The organism is Candidatus Campbellbacteria bacterium, from assembly GCA_024653945.1.
GTDB lineage: Bacteria > Patescibacteriota > Minisyncoccia > Phycocordibacterales > EsbW-18 > EsbW-18.
The window spans coordinates 107,363-122,991 of the sequence record JANLIT010000003.1 but is presented as its reverse complement, the minus strand read 5'-3'; the positions used below and the strand labels follow the sequence as shown (position 1 = coordinate 122,991).

At 41.6% G+C, this 15,629-nt stretch carries 18 protein-coding genes and 2 tRNA genes; 7 read left to right on the top strand and 13 right to left on the bottom strand.

The window, feature by feature from the left end; translation table 11 throughout:
- The first annotated feature begins 7 nt into the window (after nt 1-7).
- From NUW02_02430 to NUW02_02420, 3 genes are all read left to right on the top strand, one after another.
- A complete protein-coding gene (locus NUW02_02430; GenBank protein ID MCR4274882.1) occupies nt 8-193 on the top strand; it encodes a hypothetical protein in 186 nt (61 codons plus the stop codon).
- 122 nt (nt 194-315) lie between these two features.
- The gene (locus tag NUW02_02425; protein ID MCR4274881.1) at nt 316-1,212 is read left to right on the top strand and encodes a M48 family metallopeptidase; all 897 of its coding nucleotides are present in this window, start codon (nt 316-318) and stop codon (nt 1,210-1,212) included.
- Between the two features lie 3 nt (nt 1,213-1,215).
- On the top strand, nt 1,216-1,599 hold the full coding sequence (locus NUW02_02420) for a hypothetical protein (GenBank protein MCR4274880.1): 384 nt from the start codon (nt 1,216-1,218) through the stop codon (nt 1,597-1,599).
- Nucleotides 1,600-1,679: 80 nt separating this feature from the next.
- Here the strand turns inward: NUW02_02420 and NUW02_02415 are convergent, their stop codons facing one another.
- The 8 genes from NUW02_02415 to miaA form a co-directional block, all read right to left on the bottom strand.
- Nucleotides 1,680-1,889, bottom strand: a complete 210-nt coding sequence (locus NUW02_02415) for a hypothetical protein (protein ID MCR4274879.1) — start codon at nt 1,887-1,889, stop codon at nt 1,680-1,682.
- Nucleotides 1,890-1,941: 52 nt separating this feature from the next.
- The gene (locus NUW02_02410; GenBank protein MCR4274878.1) at nt 1,942-2,094 is read right to left on the bottom strand and encodes a lmo0937 family membrane protein; all 153 of its coding nucleotides are present in this window, start codon (nt 2,092-2,094) and stop codon (nt 1,942-1,944) included.
- A 465-nt stretch (nt 2,095-2,559) separates the two neighbouring features.
- Nucleotides 2,560-2,760 (bottom strand): YHS domain-containing protein, encoded by a 201-nt coding sequence (locus NUW02_02405; protein ID MCR4274877.1) that lies wholly within the window; start codon nt 2,758-2,760, stop codon nt 2,560-2,562.
- A gap of 107 nt (nt 2,761-2,867) precedes the next feature.
- Nucleotides 2,868-4,292 (bottom strand): hypothetical protein, encoded by a 1,425-nt coding sequence (locus tag NUW02_02400; protein ID MCR4274876.1) that lies wholly within the window; start codon nt 4,290-4,292, stop codon nt 2,868-2,870.
- Nucleotides 4,293-4,353: 61 nt separating this feature from the next.
- Nucleotides 4,354-4,815, bottom strand: a complete 462-nt coding sequence (locus tag NUW02_02395; protein MCR4274875.1) for a hypothetical protein — start codon at nt 4,813-4,815, stop codon at nt 4,354-4,356.
- Nucleotides 4,816-5,066: 251 nt separating this feature from the next.
- A tRNA-Ser gene (locus NUW02_02390) sits at nt 5,067-5,151 on the bottom strand.
- A gap of 138 nt (nt 5,152-5,289) precedes the next feature.
- Entirely contained in the window at nt 5,290-5,934 is a 645-nt protein-coding gene (locus tag NUW02_02385) for an FkbM family methyltransferase (protein ID MCR4274874.1), read from the bottom strand.
- 1 nt (nt 5,935) lies between these two features.
- A complete protein-coding gene (gene miaA / locus NUW02_02380) occupies nt 5,936-6,829 on the bottom strand; it encodes a tRNA (adenosine(37)-N6)-dimethylallyltransferase MiaA (protein ID MCR4274873.1) in 894 nt (297 codons plus the stop codon).
- Nucleotides 6,830-7,165: 336 nt separating this feature from the next.
- On the opposite strand from miaA, the gene NUW02_02375 reads away from it, so the two are divergent.
- Complete coding sequence (locus tag NUW02_02375) at nt 7,166-7,522, top strand: YggT family protein (protein ID MCR4274872.1); 357 nt, start codon at nt 7,166-7,168, stop codon at nt 7,520-7,522.
- 11 nt (nt 7,523-7,533) lie between these two features.
- On the top strand, nt 7,534-7,686 hold the full coding sequence (locus tag NUW02_02370) for a hypothetical protein (GenBank protein ID MCR4274871.1): 153 nt from the start codon (nt 7,534-7,536) through the stop codon (nt 7,684-7,686).
- Nucleotides 7,687-7,841: 155 nt separating this feature from the next.
- Here the strand turns inward: NUW02_02370 and NUW02_02365 are convergent, their stop codons facing one another.
- Both NUW02_02365 and NUW02_02360 read right to left on the bottom strand, forming a co-directional pair.
- Nucleotides 7,842-8,159 carry a hypothetical protein gene (locus tag NUW02_02365; protein MCR4274870.1) on the bottom strand — a complete coding sequence of 106 codons (318 nt, stop codon included), beginning with the start codon at nt 8,157-8,159 and terminating at the stop codon, nt 7,842-7,844.
- Between the two features lie 213 nt (nt 8,160-8,372).
- A tRNA-Leu gene (locus NUW02_02360) sits at nt 8,373-8,454 on the bottom strand.
- Nucleotides 8,455-8,545: 91 nt separating this feature from the next.
- On the opposite strand from NUW02_02360, the gene NUW02_02355 reads away from it, so the two are divergent.
- On the top strand, nt 8,546-9,511 hold the full coding sequence (locus NUW02_02355) for a ParB/RepB/Spo0J family partition protein (GenBank protein ID MCR4274869.1): 966 nt from the start codon (nt 8,546-8,548) through the stop codon (nt 9,509-9,511).
- Here NUW02_02355 and NUW02_02350 read toward each other — a convergent pair.
- The 3 genes from NUW02_02350 to dprA all read right to left on the bottom strand — a co-directional run bounded on the left by NUW02_02350 (nt 9,508) and on the right by dprA (nt 14,274).
- The gene (locus tag NUW02_02350; GenBank protein MCR4274868.1) at nt 9,508-11,004 is read right to left on the bottom strand and encodes a RelA/SpoT family protein; all 1,497 of its coding nucleotides are present in this window, start codon (nt 11,002-11,004) and stop codon (nt 9,508-9,510) included. The two genes, NUW02_02355 and NUW02_02350, sit on opposite strands and share 4 nt — an antisense overlap.
- Before the next feature lie 78 nt (nt 11,005-11,082).
- On the bottom strand, nt 11,083-13,329 hold the full coding sequence (topA, locus tag NUW02_02345; protein ID MCR4274867.1) for a type I DNA topoisomerase: 2,247 nt from the start codon (nt 13,327-13,329) through the stop codon (nt 11,083-11,085).
- A 69-nt stretch (nt 13,330-13,398) separates the two neighbouring features.
- On the bottom strand, nt 13,399-14,274 hold the full coding sequence (gene dprA, locus NUW02_02340; GenBank protein ID MCR4274866.1) for a DNA-processing protein DprA: 876 nt from the start codon (nt 14,272-14,274) through the stop codon (nt 13,399-13,401).
- Between the two features lie 82 nt (nt 14,275-14,356).
- Here dprA and serS point away from each other — a divergent pair, with 82 nt between their 5' ends.
- Nucleotides 14,357-15,628, top strand: coding sequence for a serine--tRNA ligase (serS, locus tag NUW02_02335; protein ID MCR4274865.1), 1,272 nt, complete (start codon nt 14,357-14,359; stop codon nt 15,626-15,628).
- Nucleotide 15,629 lies beyond the last annotated feature (1 nt).

Sequence of the window (15,629 nt, the reverse complement as noted above, 5' to 3'; positions counted from 1 at the left end):
TTTATCTATGCAATCAGTCTATTCACATTTTAATCGAAACGTCAGTTCGGTTTGGTATATTGTGGTTATTGTTGTTGTGTTGATGGTGATTGTGACATGGCGTGCATATTTATTGATACAAAGAATTGAAATGAGAAATCAAGAAATGGTTGCGCAAATGGGTGACCTCATGGCAGAAAATCAACCACGCTAAGATAAAATCCGAAACTCGAAATACGAAATTCGAAAAAATCAACAAATTCTTATGTTTAAAGTTTTTGAATTTAGAGAATTAAACATTATTTCGGGTTTCGATATTCGGATTTCGTACTTTACATGAGCTCCTTATACTCCAATAAAGAAAATAATATTACCAAAACATGGCTTCTTATGGTTGGTTTTTTGTGCATTATTGTAGTTGTTGGTTGGTTTTTCGGACAAGTATATGGCGCACCAGAAATTGTGTATGCGGCTGTTATTTTTAGTTTGGTGATGAATATAGGAAGCTATTGGTACTCCGACAAATTGGCACTTTCTCTGTCTGGTGCACGCCCCGCAGTACGTGAAGAGTTTTTTGATTTATACACCGTTACAGAAAATCTCTCCATTACTGCAGGTATTCCGATGCCAAAAATCTACGTGATTACTGATGATGCTCCGAATGCATTTGCGACTGGGCGAAATCCAGAGCATGCAACAATTGCCGTAACAACAGGGTTGCTACATATGTTAGATAGATCAGAGCTTGAGGGTGTCATTGCCCACGAACTCTCACACATACGCAATTGGGACATCCTTTTGTCGACAGTTGTTGTGATTATTGTTGGTTTTTTAAGTCTGCTCTCTGATTTTTTCTTGCGTACGTCGCGTCATATTCGAGGGGGTGATGACAATCGAGGAAACGCACTTTTTGTTATTGCCGGCATTGTACTTGCTATTCTGACGCCAATTGCAGGTCTGTGCATACAGCTCGCTATTTCACGCAAACGTGAGTTTCTAGCAGATGCATCGGGGGCATTGCTTACGCGCTATCCAGAAGGGCTTGCAGGAGCGCTCTCGAAGATATCCTCATATACACAACCCATGAAGCGAGTACACAAAGCTACAGCACATCTTTTTATTAGTAGTCCGCTTGGTGGAGGACACGAGAAAAAAATTGGTTTCTGGAGAAAGTTGTTTTTGACTCACCCGCCAGTTTCCGAAAGAATCGGAGCACTTCTTGGAAAAAACTAGCATATGTCACGAATTCCTTTTATTTCAAAAACATGGCGCGAGGGTAGGGTATGGGATTTATGGATGGTGGTACACCTTTTCTCCGGTGTCACGATTGGTTTTGCCAATTCGTTTCTAGGGCTTTCAACCCCAGTTCTCTTTTTTGTCACACTCACTGGAATGATTATTTGGGAAATTGTGGAAATTTTTAACGGTGTGCACGAAATGGATGAAAATCGCATTCTTGATATTCTTCTTGGATTGATTGGTCTTTTTGGTGCAGTGCAATTTTCTCGGTACTTTTTAGAACCACAACAACATATCGCGTTTTATATAAGTGCACTTATTCTTACGTTCGGATGTTATCTAGGTTGGCGTGCATACCAAAAACGAGTTGCGGATTTGTAGATTTTTGAAACACGGCTCCATAAAATACAAAATGCACTACTTTAAATAGTGCATTTTATAAACTCAAAGTGCTGCTTTGTTTAGGGTGTTGTGGTATCTGGAGTAGTAGGGGGAAGATTCACGTCGATAATAGTAACACCTGGATCAGCAGGAGGTGTTGGGCTATTTTGATTTTTGTACCACCAGAAACCAAAACCTGCGAGAATAAGGATAACAACAACAATCAATACCGTGTTTGCTCCAGAGCTGTTTTCTTGTTGCACAGGTGGATAATTAGTTTGATTTTCCATACATTGTTTTTTTAATTAGTATAGTAAATAGTAATGAGTGACTATCGACCGATTACTTAAGAGGATTTTCTCCGCGGATAACACGAATCAAAAACAGAATAATTGCTATCACGAGAAGTATGTGAATAAAACCTCCAAGAGCAGGGAAACCAAGAAAGCCAAGTAACCATAGGGCCACTAAAATTATTGCAATTGTCGTAAGCATATAGTAGAGGGGTTTAAAAAATACTAATAAATGAAAACGAGCCACAAGACATAACCCAATGTTAGTACACCACCTTTTTAAGTCAAGTGCGGTGTTTGTTGGACAAAGTTCGAAACTATTTCGAGCAAAATCCAAACGATTAAAGCGGACTCGGCGGGGCGAAACAATTTGTCTGGGGGAATGGATTCGCCCTGCCTCGGCTGATTTTCCGCCCGCAGGAGGGTGAGAAGCGTAGCTTCGCAAGGCCGGAGCCCGACGGGGCGAGGCAGGACTGAAAGATTTTTCAGTAGAAAAATACTTTTGGTCTGGGGTGAGAAAGTGTGGGACACTTTTGCAAGACCTTTTGAGAGATTTTGTGAACGAAGTGAGACAAAATATCCAAAAGGTGTACTGCTCCTGTAAGGAGGAATGCGGGCGGGATTCGGACTGGGGTTTTTATTTTAACATTCTTTTGAAGTTAATAAATTAATTTTTAGTATAATTTTCTGGATTCTTCTCAAACTTCTCCGGGCAACCATTACAACAGAAATAGTATTTTTCACCTTTGTATTCACGAACAAGCCCTCTTTTTTCCGCCTCTGCTTTATCAACCGGACTTCCCATTATCGGACAGACTACCTGATTTTCCACACTATTTGATTTATTTAAATTTCCACAACAATTCATATTTCTTATTTTTTTAATTTTGATAAATTTATTTCGATCTTTTGTAATTTTATCTAACTATGTTTTTAAAAGCCACTATTCTCTATTGCCAGAAGGAAACATCCGACTTATTGGGTAATAAAAAACCCCGCTATTAAAAATAGAACTGCGGCGATTCCTGCGGATGTAAAATTATACGGGCTGGCATATTTTAAATATTTAATATGATCGGCACGAGTTATATCGGATGACATATTAGTCATTCCAGCAACAGGTGAAGTAACATCTCCAAATGTCCCCCCAGTGATAACCGCCGCTACGCAAATTGGAATTCCTACTCCAGCGGTTACGGCAAGAGAAATTGCAAAAGGCATAATTAAAGAAGCTGCAGCCCAGCCCTCGCCGATAAAGTATGTAACGGCAGAGGCCACAACAAAGAGCGATACAGGAATACTCCACGCGGGCAGGGAACCCCCCAGTTGCCCTTGAATGAAATTACTCAAACCTAATTCCTGTGAAATCATTCCTAAAGACCATGCCACAATAAGGATAGCCAATATATTCATAAGTTCATTCCCTCCCGAGATTATGTCAGTTGTCATTTTTTTTACGGAATATTTTTGGAAAAAGTAAATAATGCCGGTAATGATTACTGAGATAGACAAAGCCACTAACATTGCCTTGTTGGGTTCCGTGGTGGCAATGATAGATGAGACTGTTCCGCCCCCTGCTTTTCCAAAGTACCAGAAGAAAAAGAAACTAAAAAAGATTACTGTTAGCATTGGAATTGCAAGGTTAATTATCCGTGGCTTTATTTCCGGCATGACGTCTTCCATATTCATATTCATTCCGTCAGAGGTTTCTTTTTTTGCGTGGTCTGTTTGTCTTTCGGTAGAAGGCTTTTTCCACTGAAAATATATGGTAAGAAAAGTTATGACCAGAACCACAATACTAAAAAACTCAAAAGGTATGGCTTGAAGTAAAATTTTGTATGCGGATTGTTCTTCAAAGACTCCCGCAGCTTTTAGTCCCTGACCGATGTTGGCTATGTTAAACCCTACATAAGTGGTGGCGATTGGAATAAGCTCAATAACCGGACTAGCAGTATTGTTAATCATAAAAGCCAACCGTTCTTTGACGACTTTATTTTTTTCGGCAAGCGAACGTATAATCGAACCTGTGCCTATAATCCTAAATGCACAGTCAATAAAAGTAGCTGGGATCAAAGCCCACAAAGTGTAAAAGACTCCCGTTTCACTTTTTACATATTTACTGACCCAAATAGAAAATGCATTGATGCCCCCCGCTTTTCTAATAAGAGCAATCAATCCGCTGAACAGATATAGAAACAATATCACCTGCAAATTATCTTTATCAGATAATATCTCTACTACCTTTTCTAAGGCAGTTTCCAGTCCTCCTACGATCGAAGGATTTAACAGGTAGCCGCCAACCAACAAGCCCAGCAGAAGCGAAGGTAAAATTCTTTTTGACCAAATCGCAGCAACAAGGGTGATTATCGGGGGTAAGATTGAAAGCCATGCATTATCCATAAAATATTTAGATTATTTCAAAAATTCTATCATTTTCTGTCTAATACTTTTTTGAAAAACTTTAATTCATTATCACCATGGGTAAATAGCTTCTCTTTCGCATTTTTTTATTAAAGTACCAGTGAAGGATTTTGCCCATTATTGAATCAGGGAAATCAATGTAATAATCATGGCTCATTTTTGAGACGCCACCATTCTCTTCGATTCTTACTAAGCCGCCCTCTGCTAAGTGAAAGGTTATAAAAGAACCGAGTAGCTTATATTTGGCGAGCCCCCGCCAAACTGTTATTGAAGGGAAATCCGCATACTGTATGTGGCCCTTCAAATCATTGTAGAGTCCAGCAACCATTTCTTTCTGATAAAATTCTACACCTGTCTCCGGACGATTCTGGTCATTATAAAACTTCAATCCCAAGTGCTCTTTTGGATTAGAGGCAGTCCAGTTAACTGGATCAGAGGCGTAGTCGGCTATATTTTTTGCCGTATTATTAATAATTATCTCTACGTGAATTTTTACCAACATATAATAAAAATTATTTTATAATTCCTCCATTGGAACGCCTAACGACCTGGCGATTTTTTGGATTGTTTGAACACTTGGTTTATTAACTGTGCCGCTTTCTCCCACACTCGGCAGGTGTATGTTCCGCCTTTCGAATCTCGTCCTCCTGACACAAAGAATACCCCTCGCGGGGTATTTTTGCATCAGGTGCGGAGGCGGAGAGATTCGAACTCTCGGTGGTGTGACCCACACACGCTTTCTCCCACACAAAGCGGAGGGTATGAGATTCGAACTCATGGTGCCTTGCGGCACACACGCTTTCCAAGCGTGCGCACTAGACCACTATGCGAACCCTCCGCTTTATCTGGGATTGTGATTTACAATACGCTCGGTTTACTCGTGTGTAAATCGGGAACAATCGTTGCACACTAAGACGCCATGCGACGCCTCCGTAAACACGAGTTTAACACACACCAAGATAAGAAAAGAGTGTGATTAGTTAGTCCAAGCGAACGTGTTTCGAACCCCGTTTTTAAATTGGTAGCCGTTTGATTTCAAAAGTATTTCACCAGCCGTTTTTTCTTCGGCACTTAGATGTTTGTGCTCGTAGTAAATCATAGACGGTCTAATTCTATTGAAAGGTACCTGTGCGAGTATTTTAAAATCATATCCTTCGGTATCAATAACAAGAAGATCTATTTTTTGAACACCATACTTTTGTAGGAGAGTATTGAAAGACAAACAGTTGAGTGTGCTTTCAATAATATTTGAACGTAGTCCTGGCGGGCGCCACCACCGCACATGCTTCAGAATATTTTCTTTAGAGAACGAGCTTAAAGATCCGCCAATAAGGCGGAGATACCAATTACTTTCTCGCACATGGTAAAAAACACGTTTTGTATTTTCTTCCGCGATTGCAACATTTTCAAAAGAAACATTCAGCGCATTGGTATAGGTTTTTTTGAGTTTTTTAAACCAATAGGGAATTGGTTCCACGAAAATCCCCTGCCAGTTATATTTTAAAACATACCGTCGAATAGGGTCGGGCCACCCCCCACCTTTCGCGCCGATTTGTATAAAGAAAAAACTGGGGGTTATTTCCGAGAGGGTTTTCACTTTTTTATGAAACAAAGCATTCATATTATGTGGTTAGGAACCGTTTCACCGTATCTTCGATGTTTTGCACGTCTTTCTTTGGGTCAAACCAGAGTATATTTTTGTTTCGTTTAAACCATGTTATTTGTCGTTTTGCATAGTGTTGAATTTCGAGCTCAAGCTGTGTGAGCATTTCTTTTTTTGTAATTTTCTTTTGCAAAAAACGTGAGATATAACGATATTCAAGCCCCAACTCCTCCATTCGCTTCCACGAGAGTCCATGTTTGTGTAGGTCTTGTACTTCTGCAACGAGTCCCAATTTCAGCCGTTTGATGAGTCGTTTGTGAATATTTTCATGCAACTTTTCTTTTGGAAGGGTGAGGCCAATATAGAGCGGGGAATAGAGAGATTTCTTTTTTGTTTTCGGCACTTTTCCAAGAGTATCAACAATTTCAAGTGCGCGAATAAGTCGTCGTTTGTTGTGTCTGTCGATGGTTTTTGCACGAGCAAGATCTTTTTTGTGCAGGAGAGAAAAAAGTTTCTCTGCACTCAGTTTTTCAAGTTGCATGCGCAATTTTTTATTTGGTGGAACGTTTGGAATTTGGAGTCCAAAAACAAGGGTATCTATGTATTGTCCTGTACCACCAACAAGTATTGGAATGTGTTTGTACCGATATATCGGTACAAACACATTTTTTGTATCGCGAACAAAATCGGTAACGGTATATTGTTGTTGTGGTGAGACCACATCAAGTAGGTGGTGGGGAATACCCCGCATTTCTTTCTCGGTCACTTTTCCTGTTCCGAGATTAAGTCCTTTATATACCTGCCGTGAATCGGCCGACACCACTTCACCACCATATTTTTGTGCAAGACGAACGGCCACATCACTTTTTCCAGTGGCGGTCGGTCCGAGGATAACGATGAGTTTTGGTTTCATGGTGTGCTGTACCTGTATACAACCACACCTAAGCCCATCTTAGCAAGGGTTTTCTATGGAAACTCATTAAGATAAAAGTCGGACAATAACCACACTACGTGCAATAACAAGAAGTGTGTTGGGTCGTTTCATAACAAATACCAAAATATCAAAAAGAAACCCCTACAATACATTTTGGAGATAAAATCTAGGTATTATCGCGCTCTAGTCGACAGTTGCGCGATATGATTTTGTGAAATCAGGTGGTATACTGGACACGAACAACACCTTATGGTTTATTTTTATTAGTACTTGTATTACAAGCGTAACATCTCTGCATTTTGCAGACAAAAATATATGGATTCATCTAACTCTCCCACAACCAAACCACTGTACCGAGGTACACAAATTGTTTGGTACATTCTTGGTTTTGTTGAGATATTGTTATTGTTTCGATTTGCTTTGAAATTACTTGGTGCGAACCCAGAAGCTGGGTTTAGTAGTTTTGTGTACGGGATAACCTATGTCTTTGCAACGCCGTTTATCAGTGTGTTCCGTGCCTCATATCTTCTTGAGGGAAGTATTTTTGAATGGACAACCCTTCTTGCGATGTTGGTCTACTGGGTTATAGCTATAGGTATTATCAAAATGTTTGTTATGGGAAAAACGGTTTCCACACATGAAGCTGCGGTCAAATTAAATAACCAAGAGTAGTAACATAAAATATGACAGACGATATAACACAAAAAGACGAAGAAGCGGAGAAACAAGACAGGTTAGCGCGCGAAAAAGAAGCTGAGGCTGCCGAAGCCCATAGAGTTGCCGCACAAGAACATGAGGAGAGGGCCGCTGAAGAGGAAAAAAAGAGTACTTCTTAGTCATCAGGGTTCTTGTGACACGTATTCTTGTTGGCATGTTGTGAAAATTACACAACTACTCCAAAGGGGTTATTTTCTTTTTTCGAAAGTAGTACCGCTTCGATTTTTTGGTAATAGCAAGAATGCTGATGACTGCGATGTATGTTGCAATAATTTCATGTGGTACTGTGTATGGTTTTCGCAGAATAACTTCTGCGGAGAAGATGAGTACCATAAGAACAGGTCCATGCGATGACATACAGTTCGCCGGGGTGGCGCCCTGCGTGGTTATCACTCCACCGTTCAAATTCTTTTTCTGCACTGTATATGACAAGTGCACCTGTATAAATTGCCGCAACAGCCCCGATAATATTTCCAAGTCCGTTGTTGGTCACAAAATCCCAGATAATAATCACAAAAAGAAAGACAGTCCACATATTCACGAGGTATCGCCACGACTGAGCACTTAATCCGAGATTTTGTAGTTTTTTCATGTTGTGCCGGGGGAGGGAATCGGTCACGAATACTTTTCTGGTGAAAAGTTCCGCGTCCACCTCACTTCGTTCGGACAAAAGCAAAGCAGTTTGCTTTTGTCCCCGTCTCAATGAGTACATTGACCTACTGGGTCGCACCGTCGTGCTCCGGCCTTCGATTCCCCAAAGGCGCAAAATATAAACATACACCCAGTATGTCCACATTTTCCGCTGTGCCGGGGGAGGGAATCGAACCCTCATGTCTTACGACACACGATTTTGAGTCGTGCGCGGCTACCAATTACGCCACCCCGGCAATGAGGTGATTCTACCAAAGTATCGCTTTTTTTGCTAAACTATATCTGTCTTCCTACGTTCCATATACTACATTCAATATTCTATTCACTATGAGCTTTCACAATAATGCAATTTTTTGGGTCGAGGTGGAAAAAATTGTTCCAAACCCATTTCAGCCGAGACGTTTTTTTGATGAGCAAAAACTCAAAGACCTTTCCGACTCAATCCGCCAGTATGGCGTATTGCAACCACTGGTAGTAACCCAACGAGAACACCAACGAGAAGACGGAGGCATCTCTGTTCAGTATGAACTCATTGCTGGAGAACGGCGTCTGCGCGCATCCAAAATGGCAGGTCTGTCTCTTGTACCAGTTATCATTCGAGATGATGAAGAAAGTGAACAGATGAAGCTTGAGCTCGCCATTATTGAAAATCTTCAGCGAGAAGATATTAATCCTATAGAACGTGCCCGTGCATTCTCACAACTAGCCGAACATTTTGGTTTGAAGCACGGAGAAATAGCACACAAGGTTGGAAAAAGTCGAGAGTATGTTTCAAATACCATCCGCCTCCTCCTTTTGCCTGTAGAAATGCAACAAGCGCTCTCTGAAGGGAAAATTAGTGAGGGGCACACACGACCGCTTCTCATGCTTATAGACAGGCCAGCAGAGCAACTAGTTCTCTTTAAGGAAATTATTTTAAATAAACTCACCGTTCGTGATGCGGAACAAATTTCTCGTCGTATTGCAGTTGAGAAGGTACGACGACATGATCGTTTATATGACCCTGATATTATTGAACTTGAAACACGTGCATCAGAGCGACTTGGGACGCGTGTTCGTGTAGAACCAAAAGAAGTCGGTGGGCGTATTTTTATTGATTTTGGTTCTGAGGAAGATTTACGAAAAATTCTTGCAGTTCTCAACAGTGAAGTCGCATCATTCAACGAACTATCTCAAAATACATCAACGACCCCAGAAGAAGTAACTGATGTGGTGCCAGAAATAGCTACCACAGAAAATGAAACAAAGGGAAAAGATGACGATTTGTATTCAGTAACTCATTTCTCCGTTTAGTTTTTTTCAAGTGCTATTCGGATTTTCTTTTTTGCGAATCCTGTTTTTGCCCATGTGAGCCATTTCTGGGAAGGTTTACTGTTGTCTCGTGTTTCAATAAGCACAACGTCGCCGTGATTCAATTTTGTTGAAAGTGCGACAAATTTTCCATTTATACGAGCTCCTGACGCATGGTCTCCAAGGTCGGTGTGAATTGAATATGCAAAATCAATCGGTGTGGCGTCAACAGGCAAATCAACAACCTCTCCATTTGGTGTAAATACAAAAATACGATCATTAAAGAAATCATTTCGAAGATTTCGAATAAAAGAAAGCGAGTGCTCCACATCATTTTGAGTTTCGGTCAGTTCATGAAGCCATTGTGTCATTGGACTTGTATTGTTTGTGTTGAGGGTGCTTCTTCCAAATAATTTTTCAACCAACAGTGCACTTGAATCCGTTGTGATACCTGTCTTCTCTTTATACCCCACATGGGATGCAATTCCGTACTCAGCAACATCATGCATCGCCTGTGTTCTAATTTGAATTTCAACAATTGCACCATTGCCGGTAAAAATGGTTGTGTGGAGACTTTGGTAGCCGTTACGTTTTGGCGTTGCAATATAATCTTTAATGCGCCCAGGAAGCGGTTTCCATTTACTGTGGGTGAGTCCAAGTGCGAGATAGCATTCCTCCACGGTTTCTACAATAATACGCAACGCTTCAATATCGTAGACACGATCAATATTCATTTCTTTTTCTTGCAACTTTTTATTGAGACTATAAATATGTTTTATACGATAATCCATTGCATGTACTACGATATCTGATTGGGCGAGCAGTGCTCGTATTTCATGGGAGAGTTTTTTTAATTGTCCAACATGTTCTTTACTTTTTTCTTCACGGAGCGCATACGTTTCCGCATACTCTTTTGGATACGCAGTTTTGAACGCAACGTCTTCAAGCTCACCTTTAAGGTTTCCAATACCAAGTCGGTGTGCTATTGGTGCATATATTTCAAGCGTTTCCATCGCGATGCGTTGTTGTTTTTCTTGAGGGAGTGCGGAGATTGTCTCTAGATTATGAAGTCGGTCGGCAAGCTTAATAAGAATAACGCGAGGGTCGCGCGCCGTTGCAAGAAACAGTTTACGAAGTGTTTCGACATGGCGTTTGAGTCCGCGGTATTTTAACTTTCCAAGTTTTGTTACACCATCAACAAGAAAGGCAACCTCGTCTCCAAATTGCGTTCTAATTTCTTGAATGGTGATGTGTTCAACATCTTCAACACTATCGTGAAGTAGTCCGGCCATAATAGTTGTTGCATCTGCCCCGATACGTGCGAGGTGGCGTGCTGTTTCTGCAACATGGACAAAGTACGGTTCTCCCGATTCACGTTTCTGGTCTCTGTGTATATTTTCTGAAAAAGAAAAAGCAGTTTCAATACCTCGTTGTTCTTTTTCAGTGAACTTTTTATGCGATGCGGAAATAATGTTTTGGGCGGTAAGTATTTTCATGGGGTTTGGTGTATGTAGTATACTCAGCACTAAGACCTTTGTTTAGTGCTGAGTATGGTACAGTAGAAAGAGGCAGGACTATTTTTTCTTTGTAAAACGTCTCTTTCCGCGGAATTTTTTTGGCTCTTGGAGAATTGCAAGGGCACGCTCAAGAGTTACTGTGTACACATCATCTGTTTTGAGGGAACGAAAATCTCCGTCGTGTCCAATATATGGACCAAAACGACCCACATTGGCAACAACATCCTTTTTTGTTTCAGGATGTAGCCCAAGCACTCTCGGCAAACTCAAGTAGATAACTGCTTCTTCAAGGGTCACTGATACAGGATCTTTTTCTTTTGGGATACTTGAACGTCGAGGTTTTTTATTCTTTGTGGTTTTGAGTCCAAGTTGAACATAAGGTCCATATGGCCCATCAAGAACAAAGATGGGCTCTTTGGTTTCAGGGTGAAATCCAATTTCTTCTGGGTCGGTTACCTCTTTTCCATCAGCAGAGCGTGCACCATCACAATCAGGAAATCGTCCACAGCTCATAAATTTTCCATTGCGTGCAAGTTTCATTACCATTGCACTTCCACACTTTGGGCATACAAACTCTTTTGGTGCATCACCCATGTTGGTTATTTTTTCAGCCTCCTTTGTTTTTTTAGCAACATCCTTTGCAAAGGGGATATAGAAGGCACGGAGTGTTTTTTCATACTCGCGCGTGCCGAGAGCAATTTCATCCAACTCATTTTCCATTTCTGACGTAAATGAATCGCTAATGTATGTTGCAAAATGTTTTTCCAAAAAAGTACTCACCACGTCACCGGTGTCTGTTGGTGTGAGGGTTCTATTTTCTCGTGTTACATATCCACGCTCCTCAATCGTTCTGATGATAGAGGCATATGTTGATGGGCGACCAATACCACGTTTTTCAAGTTCTTTAATAAGTCCAGCCTCAGAATATCGCGATGGTGGCTGTGTTTGTTTTGCAAGCGCTGTAACATCAAGAAGGTTTAATGAGTCTCCTTCGATTACTTTTGGCATCTCAACATCTTCTCCTCGAGAATCGGGATCTGCAAGAAGCCATCCAGGAAACAATACGCGTGAACCTGTTGCTGAGAATGGAGGAACGGACTCGTCCCCAATGGTTGTTGTTATTTTTGTTTGCAGAAGTTTTGCAGGTGCCATTTGGCTACTGATTGCGCGAGCCCATATAAGTTCATAGAGCTTTTTCTCGTCATCATCACTTCCTGCGACACGAGTTTCGGCATTTGTTGGACGAATGGCCTCGTGTGCTTCTTGGGCGTTTTTACTTTTGCTTGCGTACACCATTGGTCGTGCAAATTCTTTTCCAAATTCTTTTGTGACGACCGCTAAAATTTGTGTTTGAGCTTGTGCTGCAAGATTGGTGCTGTCTGTTCTCATGTAGGTGATAAAACCTTTTTCGTAGAGTTTTTGAGCAGCGCGCATGGTTCGGGAAGGAGAAAATCCAAGCCGAGTACTAGCAGATTGTTGAATTGTTGATGTGGTAAACGGTGCGCGTGGCTGGCGTTGATTTTCTGTTTCTTTTACAGAAGCAACGCTCCAAGTTCCAGCACGTGCTTTTTCTACAATTGTATTGGTTTTTTTCTCATCCCGCGGTTCTTCTTCACATGTAAGCGTTAATTTTTCTTTCTTTCCTTGCCTGCCGGCAGGCTGGTTTGTTTGTACGTCGGCTGTAATCACCCAATAATTTTCTGGAATGAATGCACGAATTTCTCGCTCTCGTTCCATAACAATACGAAGGGCAGGGGACTGAACGCGTCCAGCAGAAAGACCATAACGAACCTTTTTCCAAATAAGTCCTGAAAGGTCGTATCCTACAAGACGGTCCAACACGCGTCGTGCTTCCTGTGCTTCGCGAAGGTGGTTATCAATGTCTCGTGGGTGGGCAACTGCTTCAAGAATAGCGTCTTTGGTGATTTCGTGGAATACAATTCTCTTTACTTTTTTATTTTTCTTGCCCGCCGTAGCTTTAGCAGAGGAGGGTGCCTTTGTACCCTCCAAATCGAGCGCTTGTGCCAAGTGCCATGCAATGGCTTCACCTTCGCGGTCGGGGTCAGTTGCAAGTAATACTTCATCTGCCTTGCTGACCGCTTTTTTAAGGTCGGCGATAATTTCCCTTTTTTCAGGAACAATCTGATAGTGCGGAATAAAACCGCCGGGAACATCAATGGCGTTCTTGTTACTCTTTGGTAAATCACGCACGTGTCCAACACTGGCTTTCACTGTGTATCCAGTGCCGAGATATTTTTCAATCGTTTTTGCTTTTGCTGGTGATTCAACGATGACGAGTTTCATATATATGTGCAACAAATACTACAAATGTGATATAAAAGCAAATGGTGTGTAGCACAAATGTGTATGACTCTATACTGTTCGTTCGATTTTGCCAAGTCGTGTGGTGATATACCCTTTTATTTCGAGCGTAGAAATAATGACGTTAATGTGTGCAATGGGCCTCTGTGTTTCTTGTGCAATTTCATCAACGGTGCGAGGTTCGGTGAGATAGTCTATTACTATTTGTTCATCGGGTAATAAATCATTACATGTTCTGCTTTGTGTATTTTCTCGTAGAGGAATACCAAGCGCTTGAAGAATATCTTCAGCACAGGTGATTGCTTGAGCCCCCTCTCGCAGGAGTTTATTTGAACCCATGTGGTGTGGAGAGGTAATTGCTCCCGGTACAACGAGAACATCACGGTTGTATTCCATTGCGAGACGTGCAGTGATGAGCGTTCCTGATTTTTCGTGCGCCTCAATAATGAGTGTGGCGTGGCACATGCCGGCCATAATTCTGTTTCGTTTTGGAAAACTCCAGACGGTTGCATTTTCCGTGGGCTCGAGCTCCGATATAAGTGCGCCACCAGCTTTAAGAATACGCCCAGCGAGTCCAACATGCATTCGTGGGTATAAAACAGAATCATCTATTCCAGAACCAGGAACTGCAATTGTGGGTAGACCAACCAAAAGTGCTTCTTCGTGGGCCACACTATCAATACCAAGGGCTAGTCCAGAGACAACGACAACTGGATATCCTGCTAGGGAAGATATAAGGTTTTGACAGACCGTCTGGCTATACGAGCAATATTTTCGCGAGCCGACAACACAGAGCATTTTGTACTCTGGTGACGGAAGTGTTCCACGAATAAAAAGTGTCTTAGGCGGATCGGCTATCTCCTGCAAGAGCTCAGGAAAGACCTTTTTTTTCAGTTGTATGGCAGGATAGTGCCCCGTCCCTTCCATCAGGTAATCCTAACAGTATGGACATAAAATAAACCTAAATTGTGGTACGATATGAACACTAATCAGGTAGCTTTCTTTATATATGTTAGATATCAACTTCATCAGGGAAAACAAAGACGTCGTTATTGCGGGGGCACAAAAAAAGCACGTGAAGGTGGATATTGAGGTACTTCTTGCTCTCGATGATTCACGTCGTGCCTTAACCAAAGAGATTGATGACATGCGTGCGCAACAAAACGCAGTGAGTGAAAAAATGCCAAACGCATCAGTCGATGAGCGCGCAGAACTCATTGCCCAAATGAAGCCTCTTAAAGAAACACTTCAAAAAAAAGAAGAAGAAATAAAAATTGTTGTTGAACAGTGGCGACTTCTTATGTTACAAGTTCCCAATGTTCCTGATATGTCTGTGCCAGAAGGGAATACTGATGCTGACAACCAAGAGGTTCGTGTGTGGGGTGACAAACCAAAATTCGATTTTGAACCGAAAGGACACATTGAGCTCATGGAAAATCTGGACATGGTTGATTTTGAACGTGGAACAAAAACAGCGGGATTCCGTGGATATTTTTTGAAAAATGCGGGAGCAGAATTATCTTTTGCACTCTGGCAATTCGTGTTTAACCACTTCATGCATAAGGGTGGGTTTACTCCAATCATCGCACCATCTCTTGTGAAGCGTGAGCCATTTGTAGGAACGGGGTATCTTCCTCAAAGTGAAGAAGATTTATACAAAGCACAGGATGAAATGTATTTGGCAGGTACAGCCGAAGTTCCAACAATGGCGTACTACATGGACGAAGTTGTTGAACGATCAGAATTGCCAATTAAGTTCTTTGCTTTTTCTCCGTGTTTTCGACGAGAAGCGGGAAGTTATGGAAAAGATACGACCGGCATTGTTCGTGTGCATGAGTTCTTTAAATTTGAACAGGTGGTGTTGTGCGAGGCAAGTCACGAGGAATCTGTAAAACACCACGAGGCACTCACCACGAACGCTGAAGAGCTCCTGCAGGCATTACAATTGCCATACCATGTGGTGATTAATTGCAGTGGTGACCTCGGTCTTGGGCAGGTTAAAAAATATGATATAGAAACATGGGTTCCAAGTGAAGGGAAGTATCGTGAGACACACTCATCTTCATACTTCCACGATTTTCAAACACGTCGTTTGAATACCAAATATCGGGATGCTGATGGAAAATTGCAGTATGCTCACTCGCTCAATAACACCGCACTTGCAACTCCGCGCATTCTTGTTCCTCTTGTTGAAAACTACCAAAACGCTGACGGTTCAATCACTATTCCAGAAGTACTCCGTCCGTATATGAACGGGAAGGAAAAAATCTCAAAAGCGTAGT

Bases quoted from the DNA above. Each gene is read 5' to 3' on its own strand.
- NUW02_02405 (MCR4274877.1), bottom strand. From the start codon at position 2,760: ATGAATTGTTGTGGAAATTTAAATAAATCAAATAGTGTGGAAAATCAG.
- miaA (MCR4274873.1), bottom strand. From the start codon at position 6,829: ATGAAACCAAAACTCATCGTTATCCTCGGACCGACCGCCACTGGAAAA.
- NUW02_02415 (MCR4274879.1), bottom strand. From the start codon at position 1,889: ATGGAAAATCAAACTAATTATCCACCTGTGCAACAAGAAAACAGCTCT.
- NUW02_02375 (MCR4274872.1), top strand. From the start codon at position 7,166: ATGGATTCATCTAACTCTCCCACAACCAAACCACTGTACCGAGGTACA.
- NUW02_02400 (MCR4274876.1), bottom strand. From the start codon at position 4,292: ATGGATAATGCATGGCTTTCAATCTTACCCCCGATAATCACCCTTGTT.
- topA (MCR4274867.1), bottom strand. From the start codon at position 13,329: ATGAAACTCGTCATCGTTGAATCACCAGCAAAAGCAAAAACGATTGAA.
- NUW02_02410 (MCR4274878.1), bottom strand. From the start codon at position 2,094: ATGCTTACGACAATTGCAATAATTTTAGTGGCCCTATGGTTACTTGGC.
- NUW02_02395 (MCR4274875.1), bottom strand. From the start codon at position 4,815: ATGTTGGTAAAAATTCACGTAGAGATAATTATTAATAATACGGCAAAA.
- NUW02_02370 (MCR4274871.1), top strand. From the start codon at position 7,534: ATGACAGACGATATAACACAAAAAGACGAAGAAGCGGAGAAACAAGAC.
- NUW02_02430 (MCR4274882.1), top strand. From the start codon at position 8: ATGCAATCAGTCTATTCACATTTTAATCGAAACGTCAGTTCGGTTTGG.
- dprA (MCR4274866.1), bottom strand. From the start codon at position 14,274: ATGGAAGGGACGGGGCACTATCCTGCCATACAACTGAAAAAAAAGGTC.
- NUW02_02425 (MCR4274881.1), top strand. From the start codon at position 316: ATGAGCTCCTTATACTCCAATAAAGAAAATAATATTACCAAAACATGG.
- serS (MCR4274865.1), top strand. From the start codon at position 14,357: ATGTTAGATATCAACTTCATCAGGGAAAACAAAGACGTCGTTATTGCG.
- NUW02_02365 (MCR4274870.1), bottom strand. From the start codon at position 8,159: ATGAAAAAACTACAAAATCTCGGATTAAGTGCTCAGTCGTGGCGATAC.
- NUW02_02355 (MCR4274869.1), top strand. From the start codon at position 8,546: ATGAGCTTTCACAATAATGCAATTTTTTGGGTCGAGGTGGAAAAAATT.
- NUW02_02385 (MCR4274874.1), bottom strand. From the start codon at position 5,934: ATGAATGCTTTGTTTCATAAAAAAGTGAAAACCCTCTCGGAAATAACC.
- NUW02_02420 (MCR4274880.1), top strand. From the start codon at position 1,216: ATGTCACGAATTCCTTTTATTTCAAAAACATGGCGCGAGGGTAGGGTA.
- NUW02_02350 (MCR4274868.1), bottom strand. From the start codon at position 11,004: ATGAAAATACTTACCGCCCAAAACATTATTTCCGCATCGCATAAAAAG.